This window comes from Ruegeria sp. B1, from assembly GCF_056535885.1.
Genome location: NZ_JBQFJA010000001.1, coordinates 3350155 through 3364618 on the forward strand (window position 1 = coordinate 3350155; position 14464 = coordinate 3364618).

At 59.7% G+C, this 14464-nt stretch carries 15 protein-coding genes; 10 read left to right on the top strand and 5 right to left on the bottom strand.

The window, feature by feature from the left end; all coding sequences use genetic code 11:
- Positions 1-85: 85 nt before the first annotated feature.
- Together ACR3ES_RS16560 and ACR3ES_RS16565 are read right to left on the bottom strand one after the other, a co-directional pair.
- A complete protein-coding gene (locus tag ACR3ES_RS16560; protein ID WP_170433394.1) occupies positions 86-1276 on the bottom strand; it encodes an aminotransferase class I/II-fold pyridoxal phosphate-dependent enzyme in 1191 nt (396 codons plus the stop codon).
- A 39-nt stretch (positions 1277-1315) separates the two neighbouring features.
- Positions 1316-1987: an HAD-IA family hydrolase gene (locus tag ACR3ES_RS16565; RefSeq protein WP_170433392.1), complete on the bottom strand. Its 672-nt coding sequence runs from the start codon at positions 1985-1987 to the stop codon at positions 1316-1318.
- A gap of 133 nt (positions 1988-2120) precedes the next feature.
- On the opposite strand from ACR3ES_RS16565, the gene glmU reads away from it, so the two are divergent.
- The 5 genes from glmU to ACR3ES_RS16590 all read left to right on the top strand — a co-directional run bounded on the left by glmU (position 2121) and on the right by ACR3ES_RS16590 (position 6986).
- The gene (gene glmU, locus ACR3ES_RS16570; protein WP_170433390.1) at positions 2121-3476 is read left to right on the top strand and encodes a bifunctional UDP-N-acetylglucosamine diphosphorylase/glucosamine-1-phosphate N-acetyltransferase GlmU; all 1356 of its coding nucleotides are present in this window, start codon (positions 2121-2123) and stop codon (positions 3474-3476) included.
- 3 nt (positions 3477-3479) lie between these two features.
- Complete coding sequence (gene glmS, locus ACR3ES_RS16575) at positions 3480-5303, top strand: glutamine--fructose-6-phosphate transaminase (isomerizing) (protein ID WP_170433388.1); 1824 nt, start codon at positions 3480-3482, stop codon at positions 5301-5303.
- Between the two features lie 16 nt (positions 5304-5319).
- Complete coding sequence (locus ACR3ES_RS16580) at positions 5320-5682, top strand: hypothetical protein (RefSeq protein ID WP_480423905.1); 363 nt, start codon at positions 5320-5322, stop codon at positions 5680-5682.
- A gap of 68 nt (positions 5683-5750) precedes the next feature.
- The gene (locus ACR3ES_RS16585) at positions 5751-6293 is read left to right on the top strand and encodes a pyridoxamine 5'-phosphate oxidase family protein (RefSeq protein WP_170433384.1); all 543 of its coding nucleotides are present in this window, start codon (positions 5751-5753) and stop codon (positions 6291-6293) included.
- 6 nt (positions 6294-6299) lie between these two features.
- Positions 6300-6986 (top strand): DNA alkylation repair protein, encoded by a 687-nt coding sequence (locus ACR3ES_RS16590; RefSeq protein WP_170433383.1) that lies wholly within the window; start codon positions 6300-6302, stop codon positions 6984-6986.
- Here the strand turns inward: ACR3ES_RS16590 and ACR3ES_RS16595 are convergent.
- Positions 6974-7387 carry a hypothetical protein gene (locus ACR3ES_RS16595; protein ID WP_170433381.1) on the bottom strand — a complete coding sequence of 138 codons (414 nt, stop codon included), beginning with the start codon at positions 7385-7387 and terminating at the stop codon, positions 6974-6976. The two genes, ACR3ES_RS16590 and ACR3ES_RS16595, sit on opposite strands and share 13 nt — an antisense overlap.
- Positions 7388-7478: 91 nt before the next feature.
- Between ACR3ES_RS16595 and moaA the strand changes: the two genes are divergently transcribed.
- Positions 7479-8486, top strand: a complete 1008-nt coding sequence (moaA, locus tag ACR3ES_RS16600) for a GTP 3',8-cyclase MoaA (protein WP_170433547.1) — start codon at positions 7479-7481, stop codon at positions 8484-8486.
- Position 8487: 1 nt separating this feature from the next.
- The gene (locus tag ACR3ES_RS16605) at positions 8488-9786 is read left to right on the top strand and encodes a 3-deoxy-D-manno-octulosonic acid transferase (RefSeq protein WP_170433378.1); all 1299 of its coding nucleotides are present in this window, start codon (positions 8488-8490) and stop codon (positions 9784-9786) included.
- Positions 9787-10038: 252 nt separating this feature from the next.
- Here the strand turns inward: ACR3ES_RS16605 and ACR3ES_RS16610 are convergent, their stop codons facing one another.
- Positions 10039-10638 carry a S24 family peptidase gene (locus ACR3ES_RS16610; RefSeq protein ID WP_480492774.1) on the bottom strand — a complete coding sequence of 200 codons (600 nt, stop codon included), beginning with the start codon at positions 10636-10638 and terminating at the stop codon, positions 10039-10041.
- 253 nt (positions 10639-10891) lie between these two features.
- A complete protein-coding gene (locus ACR3ES_RS16615; RefSeq protein ID WP_480479826.1) occupies positions 10892-11119 on the bottom strand; it encodes a hypothetical protein in 228 nt (75 codons plus the stop codon).
- On the opposite strand from ACR3ES_RS16615, the gene ACR3ES_RS16620 reads away from it, so the two are divergent.
- The 3 genes from ACR3ES_RS16620 to ACR3ES_RS16630 are packed head-to-tail and all read left to right on the top strand — an operon-like array spanning position 11107 to position 14307.
- A complete protein-coding gene (locus ACR3ES_RS16620; protein ID WP_480426500.1) occupies positions 11107-13479 on the top strand; it encodes a helix-turn-helix domain-containing protein in 2373 nt (790 codons plus the stop codon). The genes ACR3ES_RS16615 and ACR3ES_RS16620 overlap by 13 nt on opposite strands.
- Positions 13436-14104 carry an AAA family ATPase gene (locus ACR3ES_RS16625; RefSeq protein ID WP_480423910.1) on the top strand — a complete coding sequence of 223 codons (669 nt, stop codon included), beginning with the start codon at positions 13436-13438 and terminating at the stop codon, positions 14102-14104. The genes ACR3ES_RS16620 and ACR3ES_RS16625 overlap by 44 nt, the downstream gene beginning before the upstream one ends.
- 2 nt (positions 14105-14106) lie before the next feature.
- Entirely contained in the window at positions 14107-14307 is a 201-nt protein-coding gene (locus ACR3ES_RS16630; protein ID WP_480423912.1) for a hypothetical protein, read from the top strand.
- Positions 14308-14464: the final 157 nt, after the last annotated feature.

Genomic DNA, 14464 nt, shown 5'->3' on the forward strand with positions numbered 1-14464 from the left:
CCGAAGGCAGAAATGCAAAACGCCGCCCGGTTCGGACGGCGTTCTCCTAAATGTCGAGCGTGCGCCGCAGGCGCACTCCTTTGGATTACGACTGATACACAGCTCCGACCTCCGCACGGATGATGCGCGCGATCAGCCCGCAATCGTCCAGAGAAAACGTCAGCGGGACACGCATATCCATGATACCGGCCAGCACACGATCACTTTTCGGCATCCTGTCGCTGTCAACATAGCGCCAGCTGTCATAGCGAGAGGTGAAGCCGGTGGGTTCAGCGCCACCAAACCATTTCAGTTCCACACCACGTTTGGCACAGCGGGCAATGACTTCGGCAATGCGCGCGGGTGTCCAATCCAACAGCAGGAACTGAATGGAAGACCCTACGTAGGTTTCGGCTTCGGGCCGCTCGACAAGTGTCAGACCGGGTGTTCCTCGCAAGCCGCTTTCAATCTCGTGGTATCGTTCATTCCAGCGCTGCACCTGACGATCCAGGTTCTTCAACTGTGGGCGCAGAATCGCGGCACGCAGATTGTCCATCCGGCCTGACACGTTGGGTGTGGTGTATTTAATCTGTTCAAACACCTCGGGTCCCGGCGACGCTAGGTGCCGTTCAAACAGCATATAGGACCCGGACAGCATGGTTGCCTTGGCCGCCAGAACTTCGTCATCCGTGACCAGCAAACCGCCTTCGCCCGAATTGACATGCTTGTAGGTCTGGCAGGAGTAACAGCCAATCGCGCCCTGACGACCGGACAGTTGCCCACGCCATGCAGCACCCATCGTATGTGCACAATCCTCGATCACCGTCACACCGCCTGCGTCGCACATTTCCATCAGCCGATCCATATCGCACAAGTGGCCACGCATATGGCTGAGCATCAGAACACGGGCCTGATCCAGCTTGGCCTGCAAATCGTCCAGATCGATGGTAAGGTCTTCTGTTACCCCAACAAAAACCGGTTTGGCCCCCACCGAAGCAATCGCACCCGGGACCGGCGCGAGGGTAAAGGCGTTGGTCAGCACCGGATCTGCGGGCTGCACACCGACTGCACGCAGAGCCGTGGCCAACGCATAGCCGCCCGAGGACACCGCCAGGCAGTATTTCGCCCCCATTTGCGCCGCGAATTCCTGTTCCAGCAATGCAGTCTCACCCAGCTCCCCGGGCGCGACATTATATCGATGGAGCCGCCCGTGGCGCAGAACGGCCAAAGCGGCCTCAATTGCCTCTTCGGGGATGGGTTCCTGCTGCGTGAAGCTGCCAGTAAATGTTTCGGTCATGGCTATGTTCTGGGGCTCAAAGGGGGTCAGGTCAAGCGGTCACGCTGCCGCTCCGATTAAGTCGGATACTATCTCGGGCAAATCGTCAAAATGATGCAGCAGGGCCTCTGGCTCCAAAGCCGCCATGTCTGCGCCAGACGGGCCAAACGTGACCAGTACGGACGGCACGCCCGCCGCTCGCGCCGTGTTGCGGTCCGTATCCGAGTCGCCGATCAGGATACACATCTCGGGATGCCCCCCCGCCCGTCGCGCCGCCTCGCGCAAAGGTTCCGGGTCCGGTTTACGCACAGGCAAGGTGTCTGCGCCGATAAGCGAGGCGAACTGGTTCCGCACGCCCATGCGGGTCAGCAACAGATCTGCGAGCGCTTCGGGCTTGTTGGTGCAAATGCCTATGCCATAGCCGGCCTCCGCTAGCAGTTGGACAGCCTCCAGCGCACCGGGGTAAAATTCGGTGTGCGTGTCGATATCCTGGGCGTAGGCCTCCAGCAGCACGGGGTAGTAGGCTTGGATCGTGCGTTCATCATGTGCACCGATGCGTTTCAACCCATGGCTCAACATCATCCGCCCACCACGCAAGGCCACGGCCGCATCCTGACCGTGAACCAGCACATCGCCATGTCCCATATCCCGGAAACAGTGATTGGCGGCGGCCAGCAGATCCCCCGAGGTATCCGCCAAAGTGCCGTCCAGATCGAAGATGACCGTGCGCATTTCGTCTCCTTGCTCGGCAGGATTCCGCCATATCGTGTTGCAAACGGCAATCTTGTTTGATGGGCGAACCGCTTGCGCCTTTGCCCTCAGCGGATAAAACGGACGACACCAAAACGAAAGAGAAAATGATTTCATGACCACTGCCCTTGTCATCCTTGCCGCCGGAAAAGGCACCAGGATGAATTCGGATATTCCAAAAGTACTGCATCCTATCGGGCAAACACCGATGCTGGTGCATGCCATGCGGGCGGGTGCGGCGCTGTCGCCTGACCGCACCGTGATTGTTACTGGCCATGGGGCCGAGGCGGTGGCCAAGGCTGTGGCGGAAGAGGATGAAACGGCGCAAGTCGTGGTGCAGCCAGAGCAGCTCGGCACAGCACATGCGGTCGCACAGGCCCGCGAGGCTTTGTCCGGATTCGATGGCAACGTGATTGTCCTCTATGGCGATACGCCCTTCATTGATCCCGAAACTTTGAAACGAATGATCGAGGCCAGAAAGTCATTTGATCTGGTTATGCTGGGCTTTGATATTGCCGAAGTTCAGCCGCGCTATGGCAGGTTGATCATGGACGGTGAGCGTCTGGTCGAAATCGTGGAATACAAGGACGCCACCGAAGACCAACGCGCCATTCGGTTTACCAATAGCGGCCTTCTGGCCTGCGACGCGGCCTTGCTGTTCGACCTGATTGATCAGGTCAGCAATCAGAACGCGTCAGGCGAGTACTACCTGACCGAACTGCCCGCGCTGGCCAATGCGCGTGGGTTGTCTGCCACGGCGATCAAATGTGACGAGGCCGAAACGCTTGGGGTGGACTCGCGCGTTGATCTGGCGGCAGCCGACGCCGCCTACCAGAACCGCGCCCGAACCGCTTTGATGCAGCAGGGTGTCACGCTGATGGCGCCGAATACGGTGTATCTGGCGGCAGATACCGTGATCGGGCGAGACACAGTGATTGAACCCAACGTCGTGTTCGGACCCGGCGTGACCGTCGAAAGCGGCGCAACAATCCGGGCGTTTTCGCATCTCGAGGGATGTCATTTGAGCCGAGGGGCAACTGTAGGTCCTTATGCGCGACTGCGCCCCGGTGCGGAACTGTCCGAGAACACACGCGTCGGCAATTTCGTCGAGATCAAGAATGCTCAGATCGCTGAGGGCGCCAAAGTCAACCATCTCAGCTATATCGGCGATGCCACGGTCGGAGCGGCCACGAATATCGGGGCCGGTACAATCACCTGCAACTATGACGGGGTGATGAAGCATCAGACAACGATTGGCGAAAACGTTTTTATCGGCTCGAACACTATGTTGGTGGCCCCGGTCACGCTGGGCGACGGCGCGATGACTGCGACCGGAACCGTCGTGACCCGCGACGTTGAACCTGATGCTCTGGCCGTGGCCCGCGCGCGTCAGGACAACAAGCTGGGGTATGCGCGAAAACTGTTTGACATCTTAAAGGCGAAGAAGGCTCGCCGGGACAAAGGAGCCTGAAGCATGTGCGGAATTGTGGGCGTACTTGGACAGCATGAAGCTGCACCTATTCTTGTCGAAGCGTTAAAACGGCTCGAATACCGCGGATACGACAGCGCGGGGATTGCAACGGTCAACGATGGTGCGCTTGGTCGCCGTCGAGCGGTCGGCAAGCTGGTTAACCTAAGCGATCTGCTGGTGCATGATCCCCTGCCCGGAAAATCCGGCATCGGCCATACCCGTTGGGCCACCCACGGGGCGCCGTCTGTCAACAACGCTCACCCGCACAAGGCGGGTCCAGTTGCCGTCGTGCATAACGGTATCGTTGAAAACTATCGCGAATTGCGGGCCGAACTGTCTGAACACGGGATCGGGTTTGAAACCGAAACCGATACCGAAACCGTAGCGTTGATGACCGAGCACTTTCTGAAATCCGGGCTCTCGCCGGTGGAAGCGGCCTTCAACACGATTGACCGGCTGCAGGGGGCTTTTGCCCTGGCCTTCCTGTTCGACGGCCAGGATGATCTGATCGTCGCTGCCCGCAAAGGCTCGCCGCTGGCTATCGGCCACGGCGACGAGGAAATGTATGTGGGCTCCGACGCCATCGCCCTGGCGCCGCTCACAAACAAGATCACGTATCTCGAAGAAGGCGATCGCGCTGTTCTGACCCGGACGTCGCTGGAAATTCGCAACGACTCCGGCGAGTTGGCCAATCGCGAGATGCGCAAGATCAAACTGGACCATGCGCGCACGGACAAGGGTGGCCACAAACACTTCATGGCCAAGGAAATCGCAGAGCAGCCCGTGGTGGTTGCTGAAGCAATCCGGTCCTACCTGCCGGCGGCTGGGGATCAGGTTGTATTGCCAGACGCCGATCTCGATTTTACCAAGCTGGACCGCCTGACCATGGTGGCCTGCGGCACGGCCTTTTATGCCTGCCTCACGGCAAAGTACTGGTTCGAACAACTGGCGCAAATGCCCGTCGAAGTCGATATCGCCAGCGAATTCCGCTATCGCGAACCTCCGATCTCGGATCGCACGCTGGCCCTGTTCGTTAGCCAGTCGGGCGAAACCGCCGATACACTTGCCGCGTTGCGTTATTGCGAAGGCCGCGCGGACAAGATTGTCTCAGTCGTCAACGTCCCTGAAAGCTCGATTGCCCGGGAAAGCGATATCGCCTTGCCAATTCATGCAGGCGTGGAAATCGGCGTCGCCTCGACCAAGGCATTCACCTGCCAACTGAGCGTGCTGCTGATGCTCGCGCTCAAAGCCGCTGCGGACCGCGGAACCCTGAGCGAAGAAGAACTGGCCGATCACGCCGCAGCGCTGCGCGGCCTGCCTTCGGTGCTGAACACGGCCTTGGATCAGAACCGGGCCATCCGCAAAGCCGCCCAGCGCCTGTCCGAAGCGCGGGACGTTCTGTTTCTCGGGCGCGGCCTGATGTATCCGATGGCCATGGAAGGCGCGCTGAAACTCAAGGAAATCAGCTATATCCACGCCGAAGGGTATGCGTCTGGCGAGTTAAAGCACGGTCCCATCGCCCTGATCGACAAACACATGCCAGTTGTGGTCATGGCGCCGCGCGACGCGGTGTTCGACAAGACAGTTTCCAACATGCAAGAGGTGATGGCCCGCAAAGGCAAGGTCATCCTCGTCTCGGATGATGATGGCATAGCCGAAGCCGAAGACGGTGTCTGGAGTACGATCCGAATGCCGCATGTGCACCCCAACCTGGCCCCGATCCTGTATTCAGTTCCGGCACAGTTGTTAGCCTACCACACGGCGGTTGCCAAAGGCACGGATGTCGACCAGCCGCGCAATCTCGCAAAGTCCGTAACCGTAGAATAGCGGCGGAGCGTCACAGATGAGCATTGGCGCAGAAAACAACGACATGCAGCGTTTGGCGTCGCTTATGCATGCCTCGAAAGAGGCGTATCAACTCTACCTGTCAAACGGCAGAACGTTCCGACATGCCAAAGCACTGCGGAAGCATAATCAGAAAATCCTTGACCTTATTGAAGGCGCAGATTTTGACGCGGGACCGGACCTGACTTCGGCCCTTCTGGAGCTCGCGGACCATCTGCAGGATTGGGCGGGTTGCTGGGGCAGGGAAAGCAATGCCCGCTCTCCGGACGATGGCGACGAGTTTGTGTTCACTGGTTACAAAACCTACCCCAAGCATATCGACCTGTTGCTGCAAGCCCACTTGGCATCGACCGACACGTGAGGCTGGACCCGACACCGTTGGCACCTTAGGTTTCTGTCGCAATGCACTTTCAGTCGTTGGAGCCCTGCATGGCCAAGCAGTTTCCGGAAATCGACCCGGCACACCAGAAGTTCATTGAGGATCAACACCTGTTTTTTGTCGGCACAGCTGGCAGAGACGGCCGTGTAAACATCTCGCCGAAGGGGATGGATTCGCTTCGGGTATTGGGGCCGAACCGGATTGTCTGGATGAATCTGACCGGCAGTGGCAATGAAACGGCGGGACATCTGCTGGACGTCAATCGCATGACCCTGATGTGGTGTTCTTTCACCACGCGCCCTCTGATCCTGCGCACCTACGGAACCGCACGCACGGTTCATATCAAAGACGATGAGTGGGGCACGCTGAGTACACATTTCCCAAGCCACCGCAGCGCCCGGCAAATCTACGATGTCGACATAGATCTGGTGCAGACGTCCTGCGGATACGCCGTGCCGTTCATGGAGTACACATCAGAGCGCGACACGATGCAGAAATGGGTCGACGGCAAGTCGGGCGACGAAATCCGCGCCTATTGGGGTCAGAAGAACCAGAAAACCATCGATGGCAAACCCACCGGCGTGCCGGTTTAGGTCGCCATGCTGCAGGACTATCTCGATCAGATCAAAGCCCATGCTGACCCCGAACGCGCAGCCCAGATGGCGTCTTATCACAAGGCTGATCGCCCTTACCTCGGTGTGCCAAACCCCGTCCTGAACGATCTGACTAAAACCTGGCGCCGACATCTGGACGTGTCTGATCGCATCAGGTTGGCCGACGCTTTGTGGCAAACAAACATCCACGAGGGGCGACTGGCTGCCGCGAAACTGCTGACACAGGCGCGAATCCGGCCCGATGATGCGGCCTGGGCGTTGCTGCAGAGCTGGCTCCCTGATTTTGATGCATGGGCCGTGGCGGATCATGCATGCATGGCGATGCAAAAAAGGTTGTCCGCCGACCCGTCGCGATTGGATCAGGTCGAAACCTGGACCACGTCAAACCATATGTGGACAAAACGTGCTGCATTGGTGGCCACCCTGCCCTGGACCAAACAGAACCACCCAAAGCCCGAAGAGCTAAAGTGCCGCGACCGGATACTCGGCTGGGCGGCCGGATATGTTCCGGATCGCGACTGGTTCATTCAGAAATCCATCGCGTGGTGGCTGCGCGAGCTGTCAAAACACGATCCCGAACGCGTCCTCGCGTTTCTGGCAGCGCACGGAGACGCCATGAAGCCATTCGCACGCAGGGAAGCAGGCAAATACCTCAAGGATCAGTTGGCATAGACCTCAACTTCGACAAGTTCGTCAAACGGTATCAACAGCGCCCGCATCGCATCCAGTGACAACCGACTGCCGCCGCCCTCAGGACCCGATACAGGTATCAATGTGATGTAGGCTTGTGCGCCGGTTCTGGGGACGACAACGCGCCCGGTGAATTCCGTCTCAACCAACGGCGTCTGCATCCATCGACCGGGCGTCGTTGGATCGCCCAGTCCCGCGATTGTTGTCTTGGCCCCAACCCAGCCCGCAGCGGCCGCAACGGGCTCTGCTTCGGGTGTTTGTTCGGCAACCGCAAGCTCAGCCTCGGCCGGCGCTTTGGTGCCGCCAAACACGCGATCCGACGTCGATCGCACTGCATCACAGCCAGCCACCAGAATACACGTGATCACAAGCACATATCTCATGGGTCGAGCCTATAGGCCTGCGCGCATCTGCGCCAGCCCAAAGCAACGGTTCACCCTTGCCGCCGACCTGTTCCGGCTTTACCTATGTCGCATGACAGCCCCGCTTATCGATCCATTCGCCCGCGCCATCACCTATCTCCGCGTTTCCGTCACGGATCGCTGTGATTTTCGTTGTGTTTACTGCATGTCCGAGAACATGACCTTTCTGCCCAAGAAAGAGCTTCTGACGTTGGAAGAACTGGATCGGATGTGCTCGACCTTCATCAAAATGGGCGTCGAAAAGCTGCGCATCACCGGTGGCGAACCTCTCGTGCGCCGCGACATCATGACGTTCTTCAATGCGATGACGCGACACCTGGACACAGGCGCACTGAAAGAGCTGACCCTAACCACCAATGGATCACAGCTCAGCCGGTTTGCAGGCGACCTGTATGCCGCAGGCGTGCGCCGGATCAACGTTTCGCTGGATACGCTGGACGAAGACAAGTTCAGCGCGATCACGCGGTGGGGCCGTCTGAAGCAGGTTTTAAACGGGATTGATGCAGCCCAGAAGGCAGGTCTACGGATCAAGATCAACGCTGTCGCCCTAAAGGGCTTCAACGAAGAAGAACTGCCCCGGATCACCGAATGGTGTGCCGAGCGCGATATGGACCTGACCTGGATCGAGGTTATGCCCATGGGCGATATCGGCAATGAGAACCGGCTGGATCAGTATTGGTCGCTGAAAGATGTGCGGGCCGAGTATGAAAACCACTACACCGTCATGGACCTTGCGGAACGCACCGGCGGGCCCGCGCGCTATGTTCGCCTGAACGAAACCGGGCAAAAGATTGGCTTCATCACGCCGCTCTCCCACAATTTCTGCGAAAGCTGCAACCGGGTGCGCCTGACCTGCACCGGTGAGCTGTACATGTGCCTCGGGCAAGAGGACATGGCAGATCTGCGGGGCCCGTTGCGAGATCACCCGAACACCGAAGAACCGCTTGAGGACGCGATCCGCGCCGCGATCAACCTCAAGCCCAAGGGCCATGATTTCGACTATTCCCGCCAGCAGGTCGACGGTCAGGTCACCCGTCATATGAGCCACACAGGCGGCTGACATGTCAGCGCAATCTGGCCGTCCGACGCTGCTGTACCGTATGTACTGCGGCCTGACCGCCATCGCCGCCCCCCTTGTCTGGCGCTCGGTGCGACGGAAACTGGATGCCGCAAGTGTTACCAAAGACCGGCAACGCGAACGGCTCGGGTACGCCAGTCAGCCACGACCACCAGGGCCGTTGATCTGGTTTCATGCGGCCAGCGTCGGGGAAAGCTTGTCCGTGCTCAGTCTGATTTCGCGTCTGGGTGACCGGCTGCCGGGGGCCGAGTTCCTCATCACATCCGGCACGCCCACCTCGGCCGCAGTAATCCAGAAACGGTTGCCGCCGCGCACCCGACATCAGTACCCGCCACTAGACACAGCCAGCCCGGTGCGCCGGTTTCTGCACCACTGGACGCCAGATGCCGGGATCTTTGTCGAAAGCGAAATCTGGCCGCGCCTGATCATTGAAAGCACCACCAGCAATGTTCCACTGGCGTTGCTGAACGCGCGACTATCCGACAAATCGGTTGCCGGATGGAGAAAACGCCCCAAAACGGCGCGCTTCATTCTGAACCACTTCCGGCTGTTTCTAACCCAGAATCAAAAGACTGCAGACAATCTGATTTCCATCGGCGCGCCTGCTGACCGGGTGCGTCCCGGCACAAATCTCAAGGCCATGTCCGATCCCTTGCCAGTGGACACCGCAGCACTCAAAGACATCCAGACGCAGATCTCTGATCGACCTGTCTGGATCGCGAGCTCGACCCATGCTGGCGAAGAGGAGACCGTTCTCGACGCACATAGACAGCTTTTGGATCGGTGGCCCGACCTTCTGTTGCTGCTGATCCCACGCCACCCGGATCGGCGCGCGGAGGTTGCGACCGTCTTGGACAATGCCGGCCTGATGGCTGCGTTTCGCGCGGCGGGCGATCAAATCTCTGGCGAAACTCAGGTCTATGTGGCTGATACCCTTGGGGAAACCGGCACCTGGTATGCCCTCTGCCCCATCGTCTTTCTGGGGGGATCACTGAGAGAGATCGGCGGACATAATCCATTTGAACCTGCACAGGCTGGAGCTGCCGTGATCACCGGGCCGGGGTACTTCAATTTTGCGGAAACCTTCGCACCGCTCATTAAAACCGGTGGCGCCATCGAAGTGCGGACTGCACAAGACCTGGCTGCGGCTGTCCAAACCTGGCTGTCAGACGGTGCAGCCCTGACACTGGCACGTGACGCGGCCCGATCCTGCGTCAACACTCAAAAAGATGCCCTGAACACCATCGTAGACACGCTTTGCGCGTCTCTTGATCTGCGCTGAAAAGCACAGGATCCCTCTTCATCTGGCCAAAAATATCCCGGGGAGCGCGAGGGGCTGTGGGGGGGATCGGAATTAATTGGAACGGTGAGTACGGTTTAAACTGGAACAGGTGGATGAAGGTCATCGCATGATAGCCTTGTTTTATTGGCGATGCGGGACGGCGCGGCAAAATCGGCCGTTCGGCAAGGATGGCCCGAACTAAACTGGACTATGCCGGATGATGCCGGATGTTTCCAAAAACGGCATTAACTCTCACCACTCACGCATGGATGCGACCACTCTGCCTTCCAATCGGACATCCTCTGGTGCCTCCAAATCCACAATGATCGGTGGGTATCGTGCGTTGGTGCTGATCAGCTGGAGCCTATTACCTGGCAACCGCTGTACGCGTTTAACAAACAGTTGCCCGTCATAATGTACGGCGAACATAAAGCCGTTGCGTGGCTCTTTCTGATCCGTGGCGATCAGGACGAGATCACCATCTGAGAGCTCTGGCTCCATGCTGTCGCCAGTCACGCGGATCACCGACAGATGATCCTCACTTAGCCCGCGCCGCTGAATGGAAGCCCGACTGTAGCTGTAGTAACCGGAGCCGACGTCGGCCTCCACTAGCGAATCGAAGCCAGCGGACGCCTGCGCATCGAAGTGCGGAATGGCGACAAACTCTTCAACACGATCATTGGGTTGAAGTGCCAAAGCTTGGTTCTCATGAGCATTTGCTCCGACACTCTCCGTGATCAATCGGGCGCCTCGCCCGGTTAGAAGCCACGTTGGTGATATGTCCAAATGCTCCGCCATTGCTGCTAAAAGCTCAGCGCTCACCTTCCTGGAGCCCGAGAGATAGTGCTGCATGGTTCGGTAGTTCGCTCCGATCTTATTGGTAAAATCCTGCAAACTCAAACCGCTAGCAGATACGGCCTCTTTTAGTCGCTCATTTATGTCCATTTGTTCTTATGTCGCTTGATTATAGGAGCATTTGGTCTTATTTGTGATATTACAACATACCGACGCACCCCAGCATTGCGAGGACACTATGTCAGCAAGAAGCAAGCCGTTCCAGCCCGGAGCGGTTCTATGTGAGATCATCGTTGGCGCATGTCGCGCCTCAGACCTCGGCGGGCGTGGGAAGCAGAACATCCACACCAGCACCACTCCCGTGGCTACCTGCGGACAATCTGGGGACGACACGGGCCAGGCGCGCCTCAAACGCCGGAAGCGCATGGCACCCCGCGATGCGGTGCTGAGCGAGGAACGCGTCACGGAACGCGTCCCCGGTGCCGGAGAAGGGGCGGGCGCCCCGAGACGGTGGCGGTGTAAGCCATGGGGCAGGCATCGCGCAAATTCGAACTGGTTGAGGCCAACGCCTCGGGGTTGACCAATCCGCCGCTAGAAGCCGTTGGTCAACCTGTTGGTCAACCATTGGTCAACCACGAAAAATGGTTGCCGATGAATGACCTGGTCGAGTTGTCTGGGGTATCCAAACAGGCGGTCAGCAAAGCCCTGCAGTCGCGCAAGTGGCGCGGTGTCGATCTTCTTGTCAGAGAAGTTGAAATCGGGCGTGGCGGTGCTGGAGGTCGAGCACCTCAAGCGCATGTAGACCACTTACCCGCTGATCTGCGGGAGGCCTGGTATCTGGAGCGTGGCATCGTGCTCCACGCAAAGCCCGATGTGGCGACCGGCGGCACCTGTCTTGTACCGGAGCAGGCCCACCAAACGGATGCACGCTTTGAGGCCGATCTGGCTTTGGCGCGGTGGCGGCAGGAGGTGATCCGCCCGGCCCTGGCCTTTGAGAAGGGCTCACCTGAGCGGGCGGCGGTGATCGAGGGCCTCACCCGGGAACCGCGCCTGTTCCCCAACGGGAAACGCAAGCTGATCTCCAAGCAGACGCTCTATAACTGGCTGCGCGACTATGAGGCCTTTGGTCTAAATGGTCTGGTCCGCAAGCGCCGCGCCGATCACGGCGTCCGGCGCCAGACGGTCACCCGCGCCTGGGATGCGTTTTTTGAGGCGCATATCGATGCGGCCACGCAGGCCGGGATCGGCGCGGACCTGACCACCTATATCCGGTCCCTCTGGGCAGCGGGGGAATGCGGCTGGCGCGCGATCTCGGAGAAATCCACCACCCGCCTGATCGAGATGAGCCGAGACCTGCGGGTCGTGCCCTTCGAGGCGCTGGAGCTGGGCCGGTGCGGCGACACCCATGCCAAGGGCACGCAGTTCGGCCTCTGTAATGTGAACCGCCGCCAGGTGGAGCATCATCGCCAATACGCGCTTCTCGCGATCAAGGACAAAGACAACGCCACCTTCCAGGACAGGTATATGCCCTCGATCCGGCGGGACTATGCCACGTTGCTGCCCCGCCAGATCGTGGTGGGGGACGTGCACCCCGTGGATATCATGATGCGCCGCGCCGATGGCACGGCGGTCTATCCCAAGGCGATTGCCTGGTACGATGTGGCCACCAATGAAATCCATATGACGTTCGTGCTGTTGCAGCCCGGTGAAGGCATCCGGCGGGAGCATGTGGCGCAGAGCTTCGAGGCGATGGTCGCGGAATGGGGCCTGCCCGAGATGCTCTATCTCGACAATGGGTCCGAGTATTCCTGGGATGCGATGATCGGCGGGTTCACCCAGCTCTCCAGACTGACGCAGGGCGGGCTCAAGGTGTTTGATCTCACCGGTGATCCGAAGGTCGCAGCGCGCGTGGCCGAGGGCCGTGAAGCCGTGGTGCGGTCGATGCCTTACAATGCCAAGGGCAAGCCCGGCATTGAGGGTGCCTTTGGCAATATCGAGCAAGTCTTTTTCGCCACGATCCCCGGCTGGACCGATGGCGACCGCATGAACAAGAAGACCCACGCCAAGGGCAAAGACCCGGTGGCCTTCGATGGCGATGCGAGTGCCTTTCTGGAGACCGCTGGCAAAGCCTTGGAGTGGTATCACAAGCGCCCTCAGCATGGGCGGCTTGCAGGCATGAGCCCCAATGAGGCCCTGCGCAATTTCATTGATCAGGGATGGGGCAAGACCACACTCTCGCACCCCGAGGTTCTCGCCCTCGCCTTTGCCGAGGAGGTCGAGCGCATGCCGGATCGCGGGCGGGTGAGCTACACCCCCCGCCGTGGCGAGACGATCTATTTCTACGACGATGCGCTCCTGGGCCTCACCCACAAGATCACCCTCCGGGTGCCCGCCTTCAATCCCGCGTTTGTGTTCTGTTTCGCCAATGGTGAGTTGATCTGCCAGGCCTTCCCGGAGCGCACCTTTGGTGTCCTGGATGATGCAGGCGCTCGGGAGGTCAACCGGCGCGGCAAGGCCTTCCGCCGCCAGATCGCTGAAAAGCGCAAGCATGTGGCCCTGTTGTCGCTGACCGAGGAAACCGAGCGGCACATCGCTCATATGCCCGATGCGCCGGAGGCCCCGGTGGCTGCAGTGGTCGATGCCGGGATCATCGACCGCATGGTGCGCATGGATGCCGAGGCGCGCGCAAAGGCCCTGGCCGAGGCCGCCAATACCGAGCCGCGCAAACCCATTGAACAATGGAAACCGCCGACCCCGAGGTGGTCAGGACTTTCACATATGCGGAGGAAGAGGATTGAGGAGCTTCGTCGAAACGGAGATGGCGGGCCGGGCGCGCATGATGTGCGAAACGGTGATGTCCGTGCCACAATACAGCCGCCTGGGTCAGATCACGGGTGATCCGGGCACCGGCAAGACCTCGGCGACCTACTGGCTGGCCGAGACGCTGGGGGCCATTCGTATCGAGGCCTGGGCAGGCATGAAGGAAAAGACCTGCCTGCAAGAGCTGGCGCATGCCTTTGCCAAGGCCGGATATCCCATCGATGCGAGCGGCACATCCAACACCCTGATCCAGCGCCTCATCCGGCAGGGGACCGAGGGCAAGCTGATCATCGTGGATGAGGCCAATCACCTGCGCTGGCCCACCCTTGAGATGCTGCGCTCGATCTCTGACATCGGCGGCGCGGGGCTGGTGATCGCGGGCACGGACTTGCTGGCCAGAAAGTTCATCCACCCGCAAATCCGGGTGTTCCTGGAGCAGTTCCGCCAGCGGATCGGCACCAAGAAGGTGGTGATGCAGCCGGTGCAGGAGGCGGGCGAGATGGCCGCCTATGTCCTGGCCCCGCGCTTCGGGAGCATCACTCAGAAGAGCGCCACGGCCTTTCTCAGAAAGACGGGGGGCAACTGGCGCTTAGCGATGGCCCTGGCCGATGCCTGCGCCCGCCTCATGGAGAATGAGGGCATCGACAAACTCGATGAGCGCGTGGTCGAGACCGCTGCCGCATGGATGGCGGGAGAGAGTTGAGGATGGCCGTTCCCGAAACCGTCCAGGAGCTGGTCTCCCTTGCCGCGCCCCATGCCCTTGATGGCGCGCCCTTCACCGCTGCGGACCGGCTGCACAAGGCCGCCGATGCTCGCACCGCCCACGCCATCCCTGCGGGGTATCCCAACCCACCGGGCTTGGCACCATTGGCGAGACCAGCACCCTCAGCGCAAGCGCAGGATTGAAGATCACGTTCATGGCATACTCCCATGCTCTAACGCCGGGGCACTCGGATCATGATCAGGCAGCGACCCTCGGTGCTTTCAACTCGTTGTTATTTCTGTCAAATTGGGCGGATTCTGTTGAAGAACTCGGTGCAATTGACTGCCAGATTATCGCTGG

Excerpts from the sequence above, each read along its gene's own strand:
- glmU (WP_170433390.1), top strand. The coding sequence starts at position 2,121 with ATGACCACTGCCCTTGTCATCCTTGCCGCCGGAAAAGGCACCAGGATG.
- ACR3ES_RS16580 (WP_480423905.1), top strand. The coding sequence starts at position 5,320 with ATGAGCATTGGCGCAGAAAACAACGACATGCAGCGTTTGGCGTCGCTT.
- ACR3ES_RS16605 (WP_170433378.1), top strand. The coding sequence starts at position 8,488 with ATGTCAGCGCAATCTGGCCGTCCGACGCTGCTGTACCGTATGTACTGC.
- ACR3ES_RS16610 (WP_480492774.1), bottom strand. The coding sequence starts at position 10,638 with ATGCAGCACTATCTCTCGGGCTCCAGGAAGGTGAGCGCTGAGCTTTTA.
- ACR3ES_RS16615 (WP_480479826.1), bottom strand. The coding sequence starts at position 11,119 with ATGCCTGCCCCATGGCTTACACCGCCACCGTCTCGGGGCGCCCGCCCC.
- ACR3ES_RS16565 (WP_170433392.1), bottom strand. The coding sequence starts at position 1,987 with ATGCGCACGGTCATCTTCGATCTGGACGGCACTTTGGCGGATACCTCG.
- ACR3ES_RS16630 (WP_480423912.1), top strand. The coding sequence starts at position 14,107 with ATGGCCGTTCCCGAAACCGTCCAGGAGCTGGTCTCCCTTGCCGCGCCC.
- ACR3ES_RS16595 (WP_170433381.1), bottom strand. The coding sequence starts at position 7,387 with ATGAGATATGTGCTTGTGATCACGTGTATTCTGGTGGCTGGCTGTGAT.
- moaA (WP_170433547.1), top strand. The coding sequence starts at position 7,479 with ATGACAGCCCCGCTTATCGATCCATTCGCCCGCGCCATCACCTATCTC.
- ACR3ES_RS16590 (WP_170433383.1), top strand. The coding sequence starts at position 6,300 with ATGCTGCAGGACTATCTCGATCAGATCAAAGCCCATGCTGACCCCGAA.
- glmS (WP_170433388.1), top strand. The coding sequence starts at position 3,480 with ATGTGCGGAATTGTGGGCGTACTTGGACAGCATGAAGCTGCACCTATT.
- ACR3ES_RS16620 (WP_480426500.1), top strand. The coding sequence starts at position 11,107 with ATGGGGCAGGCATCGCGCAAATTCGAACTGGTTGAGGCCAACGCCTCG.
- ACR3ES_RS16625 (WP_480423910.1), top strand. The coding sequence starts at position 13,436 with ATGTCCGTGCCACAATACAGCCGCCTGGGTCAGATCACGGGTGATCCG.
- ACR3ES_RS16560 (WP_170433394.1), bottom strand. The coding sequence starts at position 1,276 with ATGACCGAAACATTTACTGGCAGCTTCACGCAGCAGGAACCCATCCCC.
- ACR3ES_RS16585 (WP_170433384.1), top strand. The coding sequence starts at position 5,751 with ATGGCCAAGCAGTTTCCGGAAATCGACCCGGCACACCAGAAGTTCATT.